Annotated in this window: 19 protein-coding genes; 14 read left to right on the forward strand and 5 right to left on the reverse strand. The window is 45.0% G+C overall.

The genetic code is table 11. The features are described from left to right. Positions 1-21 precede the first annotated feature (21 nt). Entirely contained in the window at positions 22-528 is a 507-nt protein-coding gene (locus TES5_RS04925; RefSeq protein ID WP_068560533.1) for a hypothetical protein, read from the reverse strand. A 13-nt stretch (positions 529-541) separates the two neighbouring features. After that, the gene (locus tag TES5_RS04930) at positions 542-907 is read right to left on the reverse strand and encodes a DUF6115 domain-containing protein (protein WP_068560535.1); all 366 of its coding nucleotides are present in this window, start codon (positions 905-907) and stop codon (positions 542-544) included. Between the two features lie 228 nt (positions 908-1,135). Here TES5_RS04930 and rpmG point away from each other — a divergent pair, with 228 nt between their 5' ends. From rpmG to TES5_RS04960, 6 genes are all read left to right on the forward strand, one after another. After that, a complete protein-coding gene (rpmG, locus tag TES5_RS04935; protein WP_068560829.1) occupies positions 1,136-1,285 on the forward strand; it encodes a 50S ribosomal protein L33 in 150 nt (49 codons plus the stop codon). Positions 1,286-1,389: 104 nt separating this feature from the next. Then, positions 1,390-1,935 carry a 5-formyltetrahydrofolate cyclo-ligase gene (locus TES5_RS04940; protein ID WP_068560537.1) on the forward strand — a complete coding sequence of 182 codons (546 nt, stop codon included), beginning with the start codon at positions 1,390-1,392 and terminating at the stop codon, positions 1,933-1,935. A gap of 35 nt (positions 1,936-1,970) precedes the next feature. Next, on the forward strand, positions 1,971-2,669 hold the full coding sequence (locus TES5_RS04945) for a rhomboid family intramembrane serine protease (RefSeq protein ID WP_068560831.1): 699 nt from the start codon (positions 1,971-1,973) through the stop codon (positions 2,667-2,669). 29 nt (positions 2,670-2,698) lie between these two features. Next, positions 2,699-3,667, forward strand: a complete 969-nt coding sequence (locus tag TES5_RS04950; RefSeq protein ID WP_068560539.1) for an ROK family glucokinase — start codon at positions 2,699-2,701, stop codon at positions 3,665-3,667. 66 nt (positions 3,668-3,733) lie between these two features. Continuing rightward, complete coding sequence (locus TES5_RS04955) at positions 3,734-4,822, forward strand: YqgU-like beta propeller domain-containing protein (RefSeq protein ID WP_157080386.1); 1,089 nt, start codon at positions 3,734-3,736, stop codon at positions 4,820-4,822. Between the two features lie 83 nt (positions 4,823-4,905). Continuing rightward, positions 4,906-5,307, forward strand: coding sequence for a rhodanese-like domain-containing protein (locus TES5_RS04960; RefSeq protein ID WP_083546410.1), 402 nt, complete (start codon positions 4,906-4,908; stop codon positions 5,305-5,307). A gap of 64 nt (positions 5,308-5,371) precedes the next feature. On the opposite strand, the gene TES5_RS14910 is transcribed toward TES5_RS04960, so the two are convergent. Continuing rightward, positions 5,372-5,506 (reverse strand): DUF4044 domain-containing protein, encoded by a 135-nt coding sequence (locus tag TES5_RS14910; protein WP_143071432.1) that lies wholly within the window; start codon positions 5,504-5,506, stop codon positions 5,372-5,374. Positions 5,507-5,689: 183 nt separating this feature from the next. Here TES5_RS14910 and gndA point away from each other — a divergent pair, with 183 nt between their 5' ends. From gndA to TES5_RS04975, 3 genes are all read left to right on the forward strand, one after another. Then, positions 5,690-7,126: an NADP-dependent phosphogluconate dehydrogenase gene (gene gndA, locus TES5_RS04965; RefSeq protein ID WP_068560544.1), complete on the forward strand. Its 1,437-nt coding sequence runs from the start codon at positions 5,690-5,692 to the stop codon at positions 7,124-7,126. 172 nt (positions 7,127-7,298) lie between these two features. Further along, positions 7,299-8,000, forward strand: a complete 702-nt coding sequence (locus TES5_RS04970) for a response regulator transcription factor (protein ID WP_068560548.1) — start codon at positions 7,299-7,301, stop codon at positions 7,998-8,000. Between the two features lie 22 nt (positions 8,001-8,022). Next, the gene (locus TES5_RS04975; RefSeq protein WP_178137781.1) at positions 8,023-9,504 is read left to right on the forward strand and encodes a HAMP domain-containing sensor histidine kinase; all 1,482 of its coding nucleotides are present in this window, start codon (positions 8,023-8,025) and stop codon (positions 9,502-9,504) included. 109 nt (positions 9,505-9,613) lie between these two features. Here the strand turns inward: TES5_RS04975 and yidC are convergent, their stop codons facing one another. Then, the gene (gene yidC / locus TES5_RS04980; RefSeq protein ID WP_083546408.1) at positions 9,614-10,546 is read right to left on the reverse strand and encodes a membrane protein insertase YidC; all 933 of its coding nucleotides are present in this window, start codon (positions 10,544-10,546) and stop codon (positions 9,614-9,616) included. A gap of 62 nt (positions 10,547-10,608) precedes the next feature. Beyond that, positions 10,609-10,884, reverse strand: a complete 276-nt coding sequence (locus TES5_RS04985) for an acylphosphatase (protein ID WP_068560552.1) — start codon at positions 10,882-10,884, stop codon at positions 10,609-10,611. A 149-nt stretch (positions 10,885-11,033) separates the two neighbouring features. On the opposite strand from TES5_RS04985, the gene TES5_RS04990 reads away from it, so the two are divergent. The 5 genes from TES5_RS04990 (at position 11,034) to TES5_RS05010 (ending at position 18,144) form a co-directional block, all read left to right on the forward strand. After that, positions 11,034-11,330, forward strand: a complete 297-nt coding sequence (locus TES5_RS04990; RefSeq protein WP_068560554.1) for a DUF1033 family protein — start codon at positions 11,034-11,036, stop codon at positions 11,328-11,330. Between the two features lie 209 nt (positions 11,331-11,539). Next, on the forward strand, positions 11,540-13,990 hold the full coding sequence (locus TES5_RS04995) for an FtsK/SpoIIIE family DNA translocase (RefSeq protein ID WP_068560556.1): 2,451 nt from the start codon (positions 11,540-11,542) through the stop codon (positions 13,988-13,990). Positions 13,991-14,147: 157 nt separating this feature from the next. Beyond that, the gene (locus TES5_RS05000; RefSeq protein ID WP_068560835.1) at positions 14,148-15,236 is read left to right on the forward strand and encodes a BMP family lipoprotein; all 1,089 of its coding nucleotides are present in this window, start codon (positions 14,148-14,150) and stop codon (positions 15,234-15,236) included. 267 nt (positions 15,237-15,503) lie between these two features. Then, a complete protein-coding gene (locus TES5_RS05005; protein ID WP_068560558.1) occupies positions 15,504-17,078 on the forward strand; it encodes an ABC transporter ATP-binding protein in 1,575 nt (524 codons plus the stop codon). Next, positions 17,071-18,144, forward strand: a complete 1,074-nt coding sequence (locus tag TES5_RS05010; protein ID WP_068560560.1) for an ABC transporter permease — start codon at positions 17,071-17,073, stop codon at positions 18,142-18,144. The genes TES5_RS05005 and TES5_RS05010 overlap by 8 nt, the downstream gene beginning before the upstream one ends.

An 18,144-nucleotide genomic window follows, 5' to 3' on the forward strand; every position in this document is an offset into this window, starting at 1 on the left:
CTGTCTTTGTAGAGTGGGTCATTATTCCAGTGTGATCATATCGGCGATGACTTCATAGCCCATGTCCTGGGACAATTGGTACTCTCCGATATTTATTTTCGTGACAAGATTCCGTTCATTCAGGTATTTTTCAAAGACAGCCCGATCGGTAATGAGTCCCGCACTGACCAGATTGTCGATGACGACGGACATCGGTTGTCCGGAAGTGATGACAAATGTGACTGGAGTATTTGCGGCAGGGGTAGCTGAACTTTCAGCGATACTCGCGACTTCAGCCGGAGCACTGGATGCCACTTCGGCTCCTTCACCAGGAGCACTGCTTGTCGCTGCTTCATTGAGTTGCTTCTGCAATTCCAATTCCGCCAAAGTACTTTCATATTTCTCTTGATAATCCGTTGAATCGGCAGTTGCTTCTCCGTTGAAGGTGCTGCCAGGAAGGGCTTCCGGATAGAAAAGCTGGAAGCCGGCCAACAGTACGGCAGACAACAAAAAACCGATGGATATAAAACGAAGCTTTTGTTTGTTCACTTTATTTTCTCCTCTATACGATTGATTGCTCTATGTAGTTATCGACAACGAGTTGCACGGTGGTGATAGGGACGGACAGTTGTTCTGCAATCTCATCGAATGTTCTTCCGCTTGTATACAAAGTGATGATATGCTGCTTAGTCAAGTTGTGTACTTTTTTGATGTTCTGCGAGTCTTCGGAGACGGGAATTTCTTTTCCTAATTCCTCTTCCACAGCGATGAGTCGTCTTTTCAATTCATGGATTTCTTCCGTTAATTGTAATGTGTATTCACTCATCTCATCTACGAATTTGCGATCATTATCCTTGACGAAAAATGATGCAAACAGCAATATGATTGCGATTGTCAGCAAGACAATCACGATGGTCCATTGTTCCATCTTTGTCACCTCAATTCTTCTTTTTGACGCCTGATAACATTCTAATGAAATTCGTTTGTTTCTGCAACCTTATCTGGAATTTAATTGGAAGAAAGCTGAAAAAATCGAAAAATCGAATGTCCGCATAACTTGTTCAAAAAATAGTGGCATTATTTTTTCGGAAGTGATACAATGAGAAACGCAGAAGATGATTCGATCTTCAATTTTTTTATGTTTGGAGGGAAGAATATGCGGTTAAATATTACATTGGAATGTACGGAGTGTAAAGAACGTAATTACTTATCAAAGAAAAACAAACGTAACAACCCGGACCGTCTTGAAGTGAAAAAATATTGTCCACGTGAAAGACGCGTGACTTTGCATCGTGAAACAAAATAATTAAAATGACAACAGGATATCCTGTTGTTTTTTTTATTTTTTCCGGAAGGCTTATTTTAAGCAGAAAGAGCGTGCGACAGATTGTTTCTTGAGGAGGTTATTGGATGAAAGAATATATAAGAAAAGAAATGCTTGGGAAACTGAGGGATTTGCCCGCCCAGGATCGCATTCGGATGGAAAAAGAATTGACAAAAGCAGTCTGCTCCAGTCAAGAGTGGAAAGCTTCAAAGACGATAGGCGTCACATGGTCCAATTTTCCGGAAATCGATACACATACAATCATTAAAAACGGACTTGAAGAAGGCAAACGGATGGTTGTTCCCTATTCCGGCAAGAATCGTGTGATGACTTTTCATGAATACTCGCCGGATATTACGATGGCAAAAAGCAAATTCGGTATCATGGAACCTGTCGATAAGAGCAATCCGGTTCCGCCTGGAGAAATCGATCTGCTGCTCGTTCCTGGATTGGCATTTTCAGAAACAGGTTTCCGTATCGGGTTCGGCGGCGGTTATTATGACCGCTATCTGGCTGCGTACAACGGACATACCTTGTCGGTGTTGTTCCCATTCCAATTGTTTAAGAATCCGCATTGGGAAATTGAAGCTTTTGATGTGCCGATCCAAAAGTTGTTGCTGGCAACAATCTAGTTTAAAATAGGATCATAATGAAAGGACGTGTCATGATGCGGTCATATAATACCAGAAAATCCTATTTGCCGGATAAATTCTCAGTAACACATTTGTTCTTGGCCATTCAGATTGTTATCTTCCTACTGATGACCTTGAACGGGGGAAGCACCAATGTACTGACGCTTATTCTTTTCGGCGCCAAATTCAATCCAGCCATCGTGCAAGGGGAGTGGTGGCGTTTGATAGCGCCTATGTTCATCCATATAGGCTTCACGCACATTCTGGTCAACAGTATCACCCTGTATTACTTGGGTACACAGATGGAAAGTCTCTATGGCTCTTTGCGTTTTGCGCTGATTTATCTCCTGAGCGGCTTGATGGGGAATCTGATGAGCTTCGCCTTCAATGATTCGATTTCTGCTGGTGCAAGCACCTCACTTTTCGGGTTGTTCGCTGCAGCCATTGTTCTGGGACGACAGTTTCCTTACAATTTGGGGATTCAGCAAATGGCCCGTAGTTTCACAATGCTTATTTTCCTGAATTTCTTCTTCGGCTTTTTTTCTGCAGCTGTCGATAATTTTGGCCATCTTGGCGGAGCACTGGGAGGCGCGCTAGCGGCCGTATTCATCGCAATGCCAAGAACTGCCAAAAGCCAAAACGGACAAAGGTTACTTTTTCTGATCATTTACTTTGTGAGCGCTATATTCTTTGCTTACACGGGTTTTATGCGGGCCGGTTTTGCGTTATACTAGATATAATTTAAATAATTGGAGGAAATGTCGTGTATAAAAAATTTATCGGAATAGATTTAGGCGGTACTTCAGTAAAACTGGCTATCTTGACAGCAGAGGGCGATATCCAGCAAAAATGGACCATCCCTACGAACATCAATGATGAGGGGACGCATATCGTACCTGATATTGTTGCTTCGATCAAACACCATCTGGATCTTTATAAAATGACTGCGGACGATTTTCAGGGTATCGGTATGGGGTCGCCAGGAGCGGTGGACCGTGAAGCGGGCACTGTCGAGGGGGCCTTCAACCTGAACTGGAAAACGCTGCAGCCTGTACGTGAAGTAATCGAGCGCGAAATCGGCATCCCTATTTTCATAGACAATGATGCAAACGTTGCCGCGCTCGGAGAGAAATGGCGGGGCGCTGGTGCGGATGACCGCGATGTCGTATTTGTGACACTTGGCACAGGTGTCGGCGGCGGAATCATTGCGGAAGGCAATCTGATACATGGTACTGCAGGTTCAGGAGGAGAAATCGGCCACATGACAGTCGAACCGGGTGGATTTGACTGTACCTGCGGAAAGAAAGGCTGTTTGGAGACCGTAGCCAGCGCGACAGGCGTCGTCAGATTGGCCCGCAAACATGCTGAAGAGTATGCCGGCAACTCACAGCTGAAATTCATCATCGATGATGGTCAAGAAATCACTTCAAAAATGATTTTTGATTTAGCTAAAGAGGATGATGAACTGGCGGTTCTTGTCGTCGATCGTGCCGCATACTATTTGGGACTGGCCTGCAGCCATATCGGCAATCTTTTGAATCCGGCTTACATCGTCATCGGTGGCGGTGTATCTGCAGCTGGGGAATACCTTTTGGAGCAAGTAAGAACCTATTTCGCTGACTTCACATTCCCGAACGTCAAGAAGACGACGCATATAAAATTAGCCGCGCTTGGGAATGACGCAGGGATAGTTGGGGCATGTTACCTCGCACTGATGGAAACCAGCAAATAAATCAAACCAGGCAGAAAATATCTGAAAAATTTTTGGATAAGAAAATGCGGGAGGATGGGGAATGGCATGATAAAAAGGCGACTAGCATCAATCATTCTCTCGCTATCAAGTATTCTTATTCTGACTGCCTGTGCACAGCGACTATCGTATCCTGACCAATCCGGGGTAAGTGAACAAAGCCTGTCTTCCGGCCCCGACATCCGATCGATTCCTAAGGATGAATTCCTATGTACGGTAGGTTGGTTGGACGATACGACTATTCTTCTTGCAATGGAATCAAATGGAGAATACGGACTGTACAGCCATGACCTGGACACAGGTAAAGAACAGCCGATCCGAACTTTTTCAGATCGGCTTGTTTTTGTCGCGCTTTCCGCAAATGATCGGCGAATTTTGGTGCAAGTCGCAAATCAGCAGGGAAATAATGTTATGATGATCGACAAGTCAGGTAATGCCCTTGCCGAAATTCGTTTTTCCGAGGGGCTGCTGACGGGTGTTTCCTGGAATCCGGCAAACGAAGGAAAGTTGTTTCTGTCCGCTCAAAAAACAGTGGGCAGTTTGGAAAATTACCTGTGGGATTTATCTTCCGATGAGACAATGGTGGCACTGCCGGTCACTGGGGAAATGCCGGTTTGGTATTCGGAAAATATGTACCTCCAAAAGAAAACCGCAAATGATGGCGTCTCTGCATTGGTGTTGAGCGACGTTCGTTTTCCCGGCAAAGATACTGTCATCGATCAGGAAATCCTTGCTTATGGTTTGGAAGGCGAATCCGTATGGGTAGTGACACCTTCCGATTTCAATGCGGAAGAGTTGTTTGTGGTTTCTTACTATCCGCTTCTGATTGCTCAAGGTTATGTTTCCTTGCCGCGCATCACAGATGGAAGCAAGCTGGTCATCCCGGAATTCAAAACAGGGCGTGACTCGGATGAAATGTTTGCTTTGCTTCCAAAACAGGAATCGGACCTCTCTGCCGGCATTACTTTTGAACTCGCAAAAATTGATTTTCCCGAAAATGCTATGGATGTGCTGACTGAAGTCGAACGAATGGCTCCGATTTCCGTTTCGCCAGAAGGGACCTACGTGCTTTATGGGGAGCGTTATGAGTATCTGTACGATGTGGAACGCAATGGCTGGATACAATTGTCGGAATAGAAAAAAAGTCGTTAAAACTGTAGCAATGCGCCTTGCACAAGTGTAAAATATGAGAGCAAGATTATCGAAAGGACGGATTTATTTTGAATTTAACAGGAATTGATATTTTTAATATCGCACTATGGATATTCATCATCGGATATGCCATTTATCAAGCTTATTTTTATTTCCAAAGAAAGAATGCGGCGACAACACTGACTGCAGAGGAGTTCAGAAAAGATCTGCGGAAAGCACAATTGATTGATGTCCGCGAAAGAGCGGAGTTCGAAGCAGGCCATATTTTGGGAGCGAGAAATATCGCTTATTCCGCCTTCAAGCAACGCTATCCAGAAATCCGCAAAGATCAGCCGATCTATCTATATGACCAAAACGCCATGTTGAGCGGACGTTGTGCGGCAATTTTGAAAAAGAATGGCTACAAAAATATTTTCATTCTGAAAGGCGGCTATGCCGGCTGGGATGGAAAAGTCAAAAAAGGCATCTGAGTCGATTGAAAAAGGTTCCCGGAATCCGCTAATGGATTCCGGGAACCTTTTTGATTGTTTTTTCCTACATATTTAGGAACAAATAGTACAGAGCGGAAAGGAAAGTTCCTCCGACCATGGCAAGTAACATGATCCAAATGATGAATTTGCTGAATTTATTGAATTTTGAAGAGGTAGCACCCGTTTTCTTTGTCAACATTATTCCCACCTTTTGTTTTTTACATGGCATAGTTTACAACATTAAAATGTAAAAGTAAATGTTGAGAACCGAGGGGAAGAAAAGAAAGCCATTATTTTCAATTGTTTGCTTTCCATTTAAGTAAATTTTTGTTAGGATTAAGATTATAGAATGATGTGTTTATCATGAAGGGAGAATTTATTTATGTCAAAACAGCAAATTGGCGTTGTCGGGATGGCCGTAATGGGCAAAAATCTAGCATTGAACATTGAAAGCAGAGGTTATTCTGTATCTGTATTCAACCGCTCCGGCTCAAAGACTGAGCAAGTGATCGCGGAAAATCCAGAAAAAAAACTGGTTCCTACTTATACAATCGAAGAGTTCGTTGAATCTTTGGAAAAACCAAGAAGAATCATGATGATGGTAAAGGCAGGGGAGGCAACTGACAAAACGATTCAATCGTTGTTGCCTCATTTGGATAAAGGAGATATCCTGATCGACGGAGGGAATACTTTCTACAAAGATACAATCCGCCGCAGCAAGGAGTTGGAAAATTCAGGCATCAATTTCATCGGAACGGGTGTTTCCGGCGGTGAAGAAGGCGCCTTGAAAGGTCCTTCAATCATGCCAGGAGGACAACGTGATGCCTATGATCTTGTTGCACCGATTTTAGAACAAATTTCCGCAAAAGCTCCAGATGGTGAGCCGTGTGTAGCGTATATCGGCAAAGATGGTGCCGGACATTTCGTTAAGATGGTCCATAACGGAATCGAGTACGGGGATATGCAATTGATTGCGGAAGCCTACGACATCATGTTCAAATATCTTGGCATGTCAGTGGAAGAAATCGCGGCAGTCTTCATCGAATGGAACAAAGGCGAGCTGGACAGCTTCCTGATCGACATCACTGCTGATATCTTGACTAAATACGACCCTGCAACAGGCAAGCCAATGGTTGAGATTATCTTGGACCGCGCCGGCAATAAAGGCACGGGTAAATGGACTTCCCAAAGCGCTTTGGACTTGGGTGTGCCGTTGCCATTGATCACCGAATCCGTTTTTGCCCGCTACATCTCCGCTTTGAAGACAGAACGTGTCGCTGCCAGCGAAATTCTGACCGGACCTGCCGCTGCAACTGAAGAAGGTTTGGACAAAGCGGCGTTTGTTGAGAGTATCCGCAAAGCGCTATACTTCAGCAAAATTATGAGCTATGCGCAAGGCTTCGCTCAATTGCGCGTTGCCAGCGAAGAAAATGATTGGGATCTGAATTACGGCGAAATCGCTAAAATTTGGCGCGCAGGCTGTATCATCCGTGCGCAATTCCTGCAAAACATCACGGATGCTTACGAGAAAAATCCTGAATTGCAGAACTTGTTGTTGGATGACTACTTCGTAGAGATCACGAAACAGTACCAAGGAGCTGTACGTGAAGTGGTTGCAACGGCTGTGACTGCAGGAGTTCCGGTACCGACATTCTCATCTGCGGTAGCTTATTTCGATTCTTACCGTTCAGCTGTCTTGCCAGCGAACATCATTCAAGCACAACGCGATTACTTTGGAGCGCATACTTACGAGCGCACCGATAGAGCGGGTGCTTATCACTTCGAGTGGGATAAAGAAGTGGAAGTTCCACAAGACTAAAGGGATAAAACGCCATTCTGGCCAACAATTACGTCATCCGGAGCTGTGCTTCGGATGACATTTTACTATCAGGATCATTTAATCAGGAAAAATTCCCGACAGTGTGTTAAAATAAAATGAAATTGTAATGGCATGTTGTTATTATTCAAATGAGACATTAGGGGAGAATTCTATGGAAAATAGAGACAAACAAAGAATATTGATTATCGAAGATGAAAAAAATCTGGCGCGTTTCATCGAGCTTGAGTTAAAACACGAAGGCTACGAAACGGAAATTTGCTACAACGGTAGAGCCGGCCTTGAAGCTGCCATGAACCAGGACTGGGATGTCATCCTATTGGATCTGATGTTACCGGAACTGAATGGTATCGAAGTTTGCCGTCGCTTGCGCCCGGTCAAAGATACGCCAATCATCATCATGACTGCCCGCGATTCCGTAATTGACCGCGTATCCGGTTTGGATCATGGAGCGGATGATTACATCGTGAAGCCATTTGCCATCGAAGAACTTTTGGCAAGGGTGCGCGCTTTGCTGCGTCGCATCGATATCGAAGAAGAGCAGCGCAAGGTTAAACAGACGACAGTCACTTATCGTGATTTGACGATCGAAAAAGAAAATCGTGTCGTACGTCGAGGCGACGAGCACATCGAATTGACAAAACGCGAATACGAATTATTATTGATCCTAATGGAAAACATAAACGTTGTCCTTTCAAGGGATGTATTGCTGAACAAAGTATGGGGATACAAAACAGAAGTGGAAACAAACGTAGTCGATGTATATATCCGATATCTGCGCAACAAAATCGATGTAGCCGGCCAAGAAAGTTATATCCAAACGGTTCGTGGCACCGGATACGTCATGCGCTCATAATACTATGCGCAGAATCAATTATATGCCAACCAAAAAAAGAGGAAATCCCAAGTCCATTCGGTGGAAATGGGGTTTTCTTTTAAGTATCGCTTTCTTCCTGCTGTACTTTCTGTCCGCTTTACTCATGCTGAATGTCTATACAGGTTACCATTACGATGAACAAAAAGATGAGGCCGAGAACCTTCTCTACTCGGTCCAAACTGCCTTATCTGAAATTGACACGAAGTTGTCCGTCAACAGTGTCGAAAGCATGTTCGAGAAAATTTCTGTTTCCACCGTGACGAAAGGCCTTCAGTCTGTCGGTAATTACCCGTTTTTGGAGGATCTCAAGAACAGAGGGGCGAACATACGCGTATTTGATACAGAGGGACAGCTGCTTTATGAAACACAGAAGAGCTATACGACATTCATAAAAAATCCCGATACTTATTTACGCGAGACGAAACTGAATAATCTTGAAGCGTTTGTCGCAGGTGGCCCGATCCTAAGTAAGGAAGAGTCCTTTCTGTTGGGATATGTGCAGATCGTTTTTCGATTGAATGATTATCACACTGTGGTCTCACAGATGAAACAGTATTTCTGGTTAGTGACGGCGATTGTGCTTGTTTTGTCAGCAGCTGCCGGCTACGGCATCGCCATTTACTTCTTCAGGCCGATCAAACAGATGGTCGACACGATGGATGCGATCGAAGAGGATACATTGTCAGAGACCCGGATTAAAATATCGAAAAGTAAGGACGAATTTACCGATCTTTCTGTCCATATAAACGGTCTCTTGGACAAGATGGCATTGTATGTTACTCAGCAAAAGCAGTTTGTGGAGGATGTATCGCATGAGCTGCGCACCCCTACGGCTATTGTTGAGGGCCATCTGAAATTACTGAACCGTTGGGGCAAGGAAGACCCGCAAATCCTGGATGAATCCCTTGCCGCCTCCTTGACTGAAATCCAGAGAATGAAGACTTTGGTCCAGGAGATGCTTGACCTTTCAAGAGCGGAACAAGTAGAAATCCACTATAAAAATGAAGTTACGCCGATCCGGAATGTCGTGCTGCATACGTTCCACAACTTTAAGATGCTGTATCCGGATTTTGTTTTCAATCTGGATGATGATTTGAATCGCGAGATTTACGTGAATATCTATCGCAACCATTTTGAGCAGATACTTGTGATATTGATGGACAATGCCGTTAAATATTCGACCGACCGGCATGAAATTCATCTTTCGATTTCCGAATCCATGTCCTACGTCCAGATTGCTATCCAAGATTTTGGCGAGGGGATGTCCCAGGAAGATCAGCAAAAGATTTTTTCGCGTTTTTACCGTGTCGATAAAGCCAGGTCTCGGAATAAGGGCGGGAACGGCTTGGGCTTGTCGATTGCAAAAGAATTATTGGAAGGCTATAAAGGCGATATCACTGTCGAAAGCGTATTGGGCCATGGATCTGTTTTCCGAATCCAATTGCCGATTCTGAAGAATTATGTACCGGACGAGGAGCTGTAGACGTTGGATAGTAAAACATTTGCCTCGTGCCAAAAATAAACTACAAAAAAGCAGGAAGCCAGCTCATGTGTGAGCCGCTTCCTGCTTTTCTTTTATAGTTGTGCAGTGCTTAAGATCTGGTCTGCTTGCCTGCGTTGCGACCTTTTTTGCCACCAGTTTGTTGATTCTTAGTCGGCAGAGCCTTAACAGATTGCGTTGAGGTTGACTGTGACGCTGGTTTGGCCATCTTCACGTTCTTCTTGATTGGACGATCTTTCATTTCTTCTTCGACTTGCTTCTGGATTTTAGGTTTTATCATGTGATTCTGAAGCGCAGTCTGGGCTGCAGCGAAAATACCGCCAGCTAACCAATAAAGAGCCAATCCTGCTGGTGAAGACCATGAGAACATGAGAATCATGATCGGATTCATCAGCATCATTGATTTCATCTGTGACTTGGTTTCCTGAGGCATGCCGATTGTGGAAACGTAGCCTTGGATCACATAGGCCACACCCGCCAGGATTGCCAACAATGGACTGCTGACACCAAGGTTGATGCCAAGGAATGTGCTTTGGGAGATTTCCGGCGTCAGGTTGACGGCCTGATACATAGCTGTAAAAATCGGCATCTGGATAAGAATCGGCAAGCAACCAACGCCGCCTGTCATGCTGATGTTGTTTTCCTTGTACAACGCCATCATTTCCTGCGAAACCGCCGCTTTTTCTTCAGGCGATTGTGCATTTTTTTGACGGAATTGGATATCTTCCAATTCTGGTTTGATATACTTCATTTTCTCTTGTTGTACCATCGTTTTTTTGATTTGGCTAAAGTTCAAGGGCATGATGGCCAAGCGGACAATGATTGTGATGGCGATGATGGCCAGCCCATAATTGCCGTTAAGCATTTCTGCCAGCATAACGATCAAATTGCCTGTAGGTACTACCAAATAGTCGTAAATGAAGCCGGTTGGATTTTTATTCTCATCATATTGCATGCAGCCTGTCAGGACCACTAATAAGGCCATCATTTCTGCGGAAAGCAATAATTTCTTTTTAAGTTTCATCGTTCACGTTCCTTTACAATTTTTCGATAACATTACCACTATACCTGAAGGGGGAAATATATTCAATTGGTTACGCGAAAACTTATATAATTCTCAATGTTGGCGTCTTCAAGTATGGAGCAGCTATCTACTTTGCCGCTTGGCGAGGGACTGCGTTTGACTGCCGCGATGAAGGTATCGATCTTATCGCCAGGTCCGACAGCTTCGATATAGACGCTTCCGTCGGCCTCGTTCCTGACGATGCCGGTAATGCCGATCTGGTCAGCCACCATTTTTGTCATGTAACGGAACCCGACGCCCTGTACCCGACCGTTTACGGTCATCTTGATTTTTTTCATTCAGATTACCTCCAGATTCTAGGATAAGCATACGATGCAACTTGTAATTTCAGTTTACCGTCTTCGCCAAGAAGTTTCAATCACGATACCTTGCGCGGGAATTTTTTTTCGAGCTGTGCTATACTTTTTGCAACAAAGAAGGTGATAGCGTGTACCAGGTGATACGGACTGAGGGAGAATATGAGCCTTGGTGGTTTTTTGAAGACTGGATGGATTTCATTGTGGAATCGACAGACTACGCCGATTTCCAGGAGGCAGTCGCTGCCTATGAGCGGGCTGCGGAAAAATTATCGGTCGTCTACCCATTCCAAAAAACAAAAGAAACCTACCTGACTGCCTACTGGTCAGACGGAGAAATCCGTTTTTGTGAAAATTGCGATGACGATGTGCAACTATATCATGGACTGATGCTTCTGCAGGATGGGAAAAAACTTCTTCAAGAATGATCGACCAAATTCCAAAAAGCTTCTGTTGCCCGCATTGACGGAAAACAGAAGCTTTTTGTCCGCGTGGATTGATTAAAAAATAGCCTCGAAAAGGGTTCATTTTGTAGTATAATGAACCGATACGGGTAATCAAACGAACAATCTATGGACCGCTGTTTTATGCAAACGGGCAGTGGTTTTGAGTAAAGATAAAAAAGGAGTGGGCATGTTTGGCGAAACGAACGACGACAACAAGAAAGAAAAAGAAGTCCACCGGGCAAAAGATATCTTACGAGCTCATCGGCGTGCTGTTTCTTTTTAGTGCAGCCTTAGGGATCGGGCAACTCGGTTTTGCCGGTATAGCGCTGGCGAATTTTTTCCGTTTTTTTGTCGGTGAAACCTATCCGGTCAGCTTGGCGCTCTTCGGTGCCTATGGTCTGTACTTGATTTTGAGAGGGAAAGAACCAAAAATAAGAAAGAACTGGCTGATCAGTGGCATCCTGCTTTATTCAGCAGCGCTGCTTTATCTTCATTCACAGGCTTTTATGACAGTCGTTGCGGAGGGCGCGTCGGTCGTGTCCCTTACGCTTGCACGTTTTTTGACCGATGTCAGGCAAGCTGATACGGCTTCGGAGATGGGCGGAGGCTTAATCGGGGCAGCCTTTTATAGCGGAACCTATTTTTTGGTTTCACAATGGGGCACCTACATCATTATCGGCCTGCTTGTATTTTTTGGTGTGGCGGTCCTATTCGGCTTTACGACGCATGATGTCATGGAAATTGTGCGCAAAGTTGCTTTGATCTTCGGCCACAACAGCAAACGAGCGGTGCTTTACACGAAAGATAAAGTGGCCAGTTCGATCATCGGTTCGAAAACAGTGAAGAAACCGACCAGATCAAATAGTGTTCCGGTCGACAAGAAGCCTTCGATAGTCGAAAAAGCTAAAAATCAGATCAAAAGCGAATCGGCCGCGAAGCAATTGATGAAGGAAGAAGCGGAAGCTCTGAAAGCTTCAGAAAAGGAAACACTCTCCGCGAAAGAACACGAACCCGTTCAGCTGAAAATCGACAGTTTCCAGCAGCAACTTGAAAAAGCAGCCGAACACAAACATGCGGATAATGAAAAGAGCGCGTCTTCCCAGCAGGCTAGTCTGGCAAAGACAACGGCTGCAGGCGGTGAGGAAGACAACAATAGTGAGTTGGATTTTGAAATCACTGCCGAGCAGGAGAATAGGGATTACCATTTGCCACCGGTCACCCTGTTGAATGAAATCAAGGCAATCGATCAATCGAATGAGTATGCGACAATCGAAAAAAATGTCAAAAAGCTGGAAGAGACGTTCGCGAGTTTCGGGGTGGAGGCCAAAGTCACCAAAGCGAACCTGGGGCCTGCCGTGACCAAATATGAAATCCAACCAGCTGTAGGGGTGAAGGTCAGCAAAATTGTAAGCCTCAGTGATGATTTGGCTTTAGCTTTGGCAGCAAAAGATATCCGTATCGAAGCGCCGATACCCGGAAAATCCTTCATTGGTATAGAAGTACCGAACAGTGAAGTCAGCGTCGTCTCCTTCCGAGATGTCATGGAAGGTCAGAAGCACACCGATAAGCTGTTGGAAGTACCATTAGGCCGGGATATCTCGGGCGTCGTACAAAGTGCGAATCTGACGAAGATGCCCCATCTGCTGATTGCGGGTGCGACCGGAAGCGGAAAATCCGTCTGCATCAATGGCATCATCACAAGCATATTGATGAAAGCCAAGCCAAACGAAGTGAAGATGATGATGATTGATCCGAAAATGGTCGAACTGAATGTCTATAACGGAATTCCTCATTTGCTGACACCAGTTGTCACAAATCCGCGCAAAGCGGCGCAAGCGCTCCATAAAGTTGTGACCGAAATGGAACGAAGATATGAACTATTCGCCGGTACTGGTATGCGCAACATCGACGGATACAACAATCTGATTGTCGAATATAATTTAGAAAACGGGGAAAATAATCCCACATTGCCATATATAGTGGTCATCGTGGATGAATTAGCCGATTTGATGATGGTAGCAAGTAATGAGGTTGAAGATGCGATCACCCGATTGGCTCAGATGGCGCGAGCGGCGGGAATCCATATGATTTTGGCTACGCAACGACCAAGTGTCGATGTCATCACCGGGATCATCAAAGCAAACGTTCCTTCCCGGATCGCATTTGCCGTGTCCAGTTCTATTGATTCGAGAACGATAATCGATGGCTCCGGGGCAGAGAAATTATTGGGCAGAGGCGATATGCTCTTCCGTCCGATGGGGGAAAATAAACCGATTCGTGTGCAAGGGGCGTTCATATCCGACGAAGAAGTAGAGCACATTGTCACTTTCGTCAAAAATCAGCAAGAAGCGAACTATGTCGAGGAAATGATGCCGACCGAAACGGTGGCAACCGCAAGCGATGAACCGGAAGATGACCTCTTCGGGGAAGCGGTAGAATTCATCAGATTGGACGAAACGGCAAGCATTTCCAAATTGCAACGGAGGTTCCGGATCGGTTATAATCGCGCAGCGCGGCTGATCGACGAGATGGAAGCGAGAGGGATTGTCGGGCCGGCCGACGGAAGCAAGCCCAGAAAAGTGAACATTAATGAAAATATATATGAAAATGATGCGGATTTACCCTATGATTCTGAGGTTTAATCCAGACCATACCTACAAATATATGGATATTAAATGAAAAAACGATTACAAAACAAATCAATATCGTTTATTTTTTAGAGAATACATGATATGATATTTTTTGTAAGAAGCTTGTACTTACAAGTTCAAAAATTTGAAGTTTATTGGAGGGGTCATGGTGAAGAAACAAAAATATGTTAGTTTATTGGCATTGGGTTTAGGTGTCAGCACAATCCTGGCAGCTTGTGGCGGAAACGGCGACACGGCTGACAGCAGTGCAACAAGTTCCAGCACCGCAGGGGGAGCGGAAGATAACTTCACTGTCGCAATGGTTACCGACATCGGCGGTGTGGATGACAAATCATTCAACCAAAGTGCATGGGAAGGCCTTGTTGCCTGGGGCGAAGAGAACAGCAAAGAAAAAGGGATTGATGGATACGATTATATCCAATCAAATGCCGATTCGGAATTTGTGACGAACTTGAACACTGCCGTGAACAGTAATTTTGATCTTGTGTTTGGTATCGGTTATAAGTTGAAATCAGCGATGCAGGATGTGGCAACCCAGAATCCTGATACTTTGTTCGCCATCATCGATGATGTCATTGAAGGCGAAAACACAGTATCTATATCATTTAAAGACAATGAAGCTGCTTTCTTGGCGGGTGTTGCCGCTGCAAAGACAACCAAAACCAATCAATTAGGCTTTATCGGCGGACAAGAGAGCGCAGTAATCGATCGCTTTGAAGCTGGATTCGTAGCGGGTGCCAAGTCCGTAAATCCTGAAATAGATGTGAAAGTTGAATATGTCGGCTCATTCGGCGATGCTGCAGGCGGGAAATCAAAAGCTGCGGCAATGTACGCGAGCGGAATCGATGTCATTTATCAAGCTGCCGGAGATTCCGGAAATGGCGTGTTCTCAGAAGCTAAAGACATCGTAAAAGCTGATCCTTCAAAAGAAATTTGGGTAATCGGTGTTGACCGTGACCAAACAGAAGAAGGTTTGTTGACTCTTGATGACGGCACTGAAAGAAACCTTACTTTGACTTCAACGTTGAAGGGTGTAGGCACTGCAGCTAAGGATATCGCTACATTAACGATGAATGATGAATTCCCTGCAGGAGAAGTATTGAATTTCGGTTTGGCTGAAGAAGGCGTTGACCTCACTGATGGCCAATTGGGTGAAGAAGCTTTGACTGCAGTCGAAGATGCTAAATCACAAATTCTGGATGGAACACTTACTGTTCCGGAAGCTCCAGAAAACTAATCACTTTTAAAATCTTTAAAGAAGCAACTTGATTCCGGTTAAGGATATTGAGTTGCTTCTCTTTTTTCGGTCATAGACCGCTTATTAAAGAGCGTTCCTCAAAGGAAACAAATGTTTATCTTTCGTGATAAACAAAAGTGGATAGGATTTTGGAAATACCTTATAATAGTCGTGAAAGGGTGTTTTAAGGCATTATCTTTTATAAGGGTGTCTCACTGCTGTATGAAGGAATGCATGCATTCAATATTAGTAAGGGGTGGAATCAGCATGGCAGAAGAAAATTATGTCATTGAGATGATTGGCGTAACAAAAGCTTTTGGCAATTATAAAGCAAATGATGATATATTTCTCAGTTTGAAAAAAGGTGAAATTCACGCTTTGTTAGGTGAAAATGGCGCGGGCAAGTCAACGTTGATGAATATTCTCTCTGGCCTTTTGGAGCCGACCAGTGGAGCGATCAAAGTCAAAGGGCAAGAAGTCAAAATCAGTTCCCCTGGTGTTGCCGATAAATTAGGTATCGGAATGGTGCATCAACATTTTATGTTGGTCAAGGACTTCACGGTTACGGAGAACATTATTCTAGGCAGCGAACCGAGTCGACTCGGCGTTTTAAATAAAAAGGCAGCTGCTGGTGTGATTGAAGATCTGTCCACCAGGTACCGCTTGGCAGTCAATCCGTCCGCAAAAGTCGAAGATACTACTGTCGGGATGCAACAAAGGGTCGAAATTCTGAAAACTTTGTACCGTGGGGCGGATGTCCTCATTTTTGATGAACCAACAGCCGTGTTGACACCCCAAGAAATCGATGAATTGATGTCGATTATGAGGGAATTGACGAAAGAAGGTAAGTCAATCATCCTGATCACGCATAAACTGGATGAAATCAAAGCCGTTGCCGATCGTTGCACGGTTATCCGCAAAGGCAAGAGCATTGGTACTGTCGATGTGAAAAAGACTTCCCAACAAGAGTTGGCGGATATGATGGTAGGGCGTTCCGTTCTCTTCCGCACAGTCAAAAAGCCTTCGCAGCCGAAACAAGCTGTTTTGGAAATTGAAGGATTGACGGTTAAAGAGAGCCGTGGTCTGGAAGCAGTACGCAATTTGAACCTTACAGTACGGGCCGGTGAAATCGTTGGAATCGCCGGAATCGATGGGAACGGTCAGAGCGAATTGATCCAAGCCATCACAGGCCTTAGAAAAGCTGAGAGTGGAACCGTCAAGCTGAATGGCGAACCCATCACGAACTTGGCTCCACGTAAAATCACCGAGGCCGGGCTGGGGCATATTCCTGAGGACCGACAAAAGTTCGGCCTGATTCTCCCGATGCGTCTGGATGAGAACATCGCCTTGCAGACTTATTATCAGGAGCCTTACAGCAAAAACAGCTTTCTCAACGACAAAGCAATCGAAAACCATGCCATTGAACTGATCAAAGAGTTTGATGTGCGGACCCAAAGTGAGAAATCTACGGCAAGCTCATTATCCGGCGGGAACCAACAAAAGGCGATCATCGCCAGGGAAGTCGATCGGAATCCTTCGTTACTGATCGCAGCCCAACCGACCCGTGGATTGGATGTGGGCGCAATCGAATTTATCCATAAACGTTTAATCGAGCAGCGGGATAAAGATAAGGCAATCCTACTGATGAGCTTCGAATTGGATGAAATCTTGAATCTCTCCGATATCATCGCCGTGATGTTTGAAGGTGAAATTGTGGCCTACGTCAAGCCGGAGGAAACTTCCGAACAAGAACTCGGGCTATTGATGGCCGGCTCTTCTTTGGAAAAAGCACGGGAAGATTTAGAAAAAAACAAGGACGAGGAGGGAAGTCTTCATGAATAATCAACAAGGAGCCACTCGCATCCAAGGGATTATCGTACCTTTACTTTCAGTCATATTAGGTCTGGTAATCGGGGCAATCGTCATGTGGTCTTTCGGTTACGATGCCATCGCAGGCTATTCAGCCATGCTGAAGGGTGCATTCGGATCGCCGTTTTACATAGGAGAATTACTGCGTGAAGCTACTCCTTTGATTCTGGTCGCATTAGGTTTTGCTGTTGCCAACACAGCCGGGTTCTTCAACATCGGTGTGGCAGGTCAAACTTTGTTTGGCTGGTTGGCATCCGTCAGCGTCGCCCAAATATTGCCTGATTTGCCTAAAATGATCTTGTTGCCGTTGTGTATTTTAGCTGGCGTTGCAGCTGGAGCTATATGGGCGGGCATTGCAGGAGTCTTACGTGCCTATTTCAACACTAGTGAAGTAATAGTCACCATCATGCTCAATCATACGGCTTTATACATCAATAACCACATCGTGAGGAATGTTTTGACGGATTCCGGTGACTCTACAGCCAGAATCACAGAAAATGCCAGTCTGAGAGTACCGTTCTTGTCGGAACTGACCCGCAATTCGACACTGCATGCCGGTATCTTCATTGCTCTCATCATGATTGCGGTGGTATGGGTGTTGATGAAGAAAACAACATATGGTTTTGAATTCCGTTCAGTCGGATTGAATCCTGATGCGGCTGATTACGCAGGGATGAATGCCAAAAAGAACATCATTTTGGCCATGCTAATCAGCGGCGGATTGGCCGGTTTGGGAGGAGCAATGGAAGGGTTGGGAAATTTCCAGAACATGTTTGTTCAAGGAGCAATGCCGGCCGTCGGATTCGATGGCATGGCAGTAGCCTTATTGGGAATCGGTAGCCCGATTGGAATCCTTTTTGCTGCACTTCTGTTCAGTACCTTGAAAATTGGCGGAACCAGCATGCCGCTAATGTCCGGAGTGCCGGTAGAGATTGTCGATATTGTGATAGCATCGATCATCTTCTTCGTCGGCGCGAGCTATATCATCCGACTAATGGTCAACAAACTGCCCAAAGTCAATAAAAAGGAGGTGGCGTGA

Origin of the sequence: Trichococcus sp. ES5 (genome assembly GCF_900067165.1) — a bacterium.
Lineage (GTDB): Bacteria > Bacillota > Bacilli > Lactobacillales > Aerococcaceae > Trichococcus > Trichococcus flocculiformis.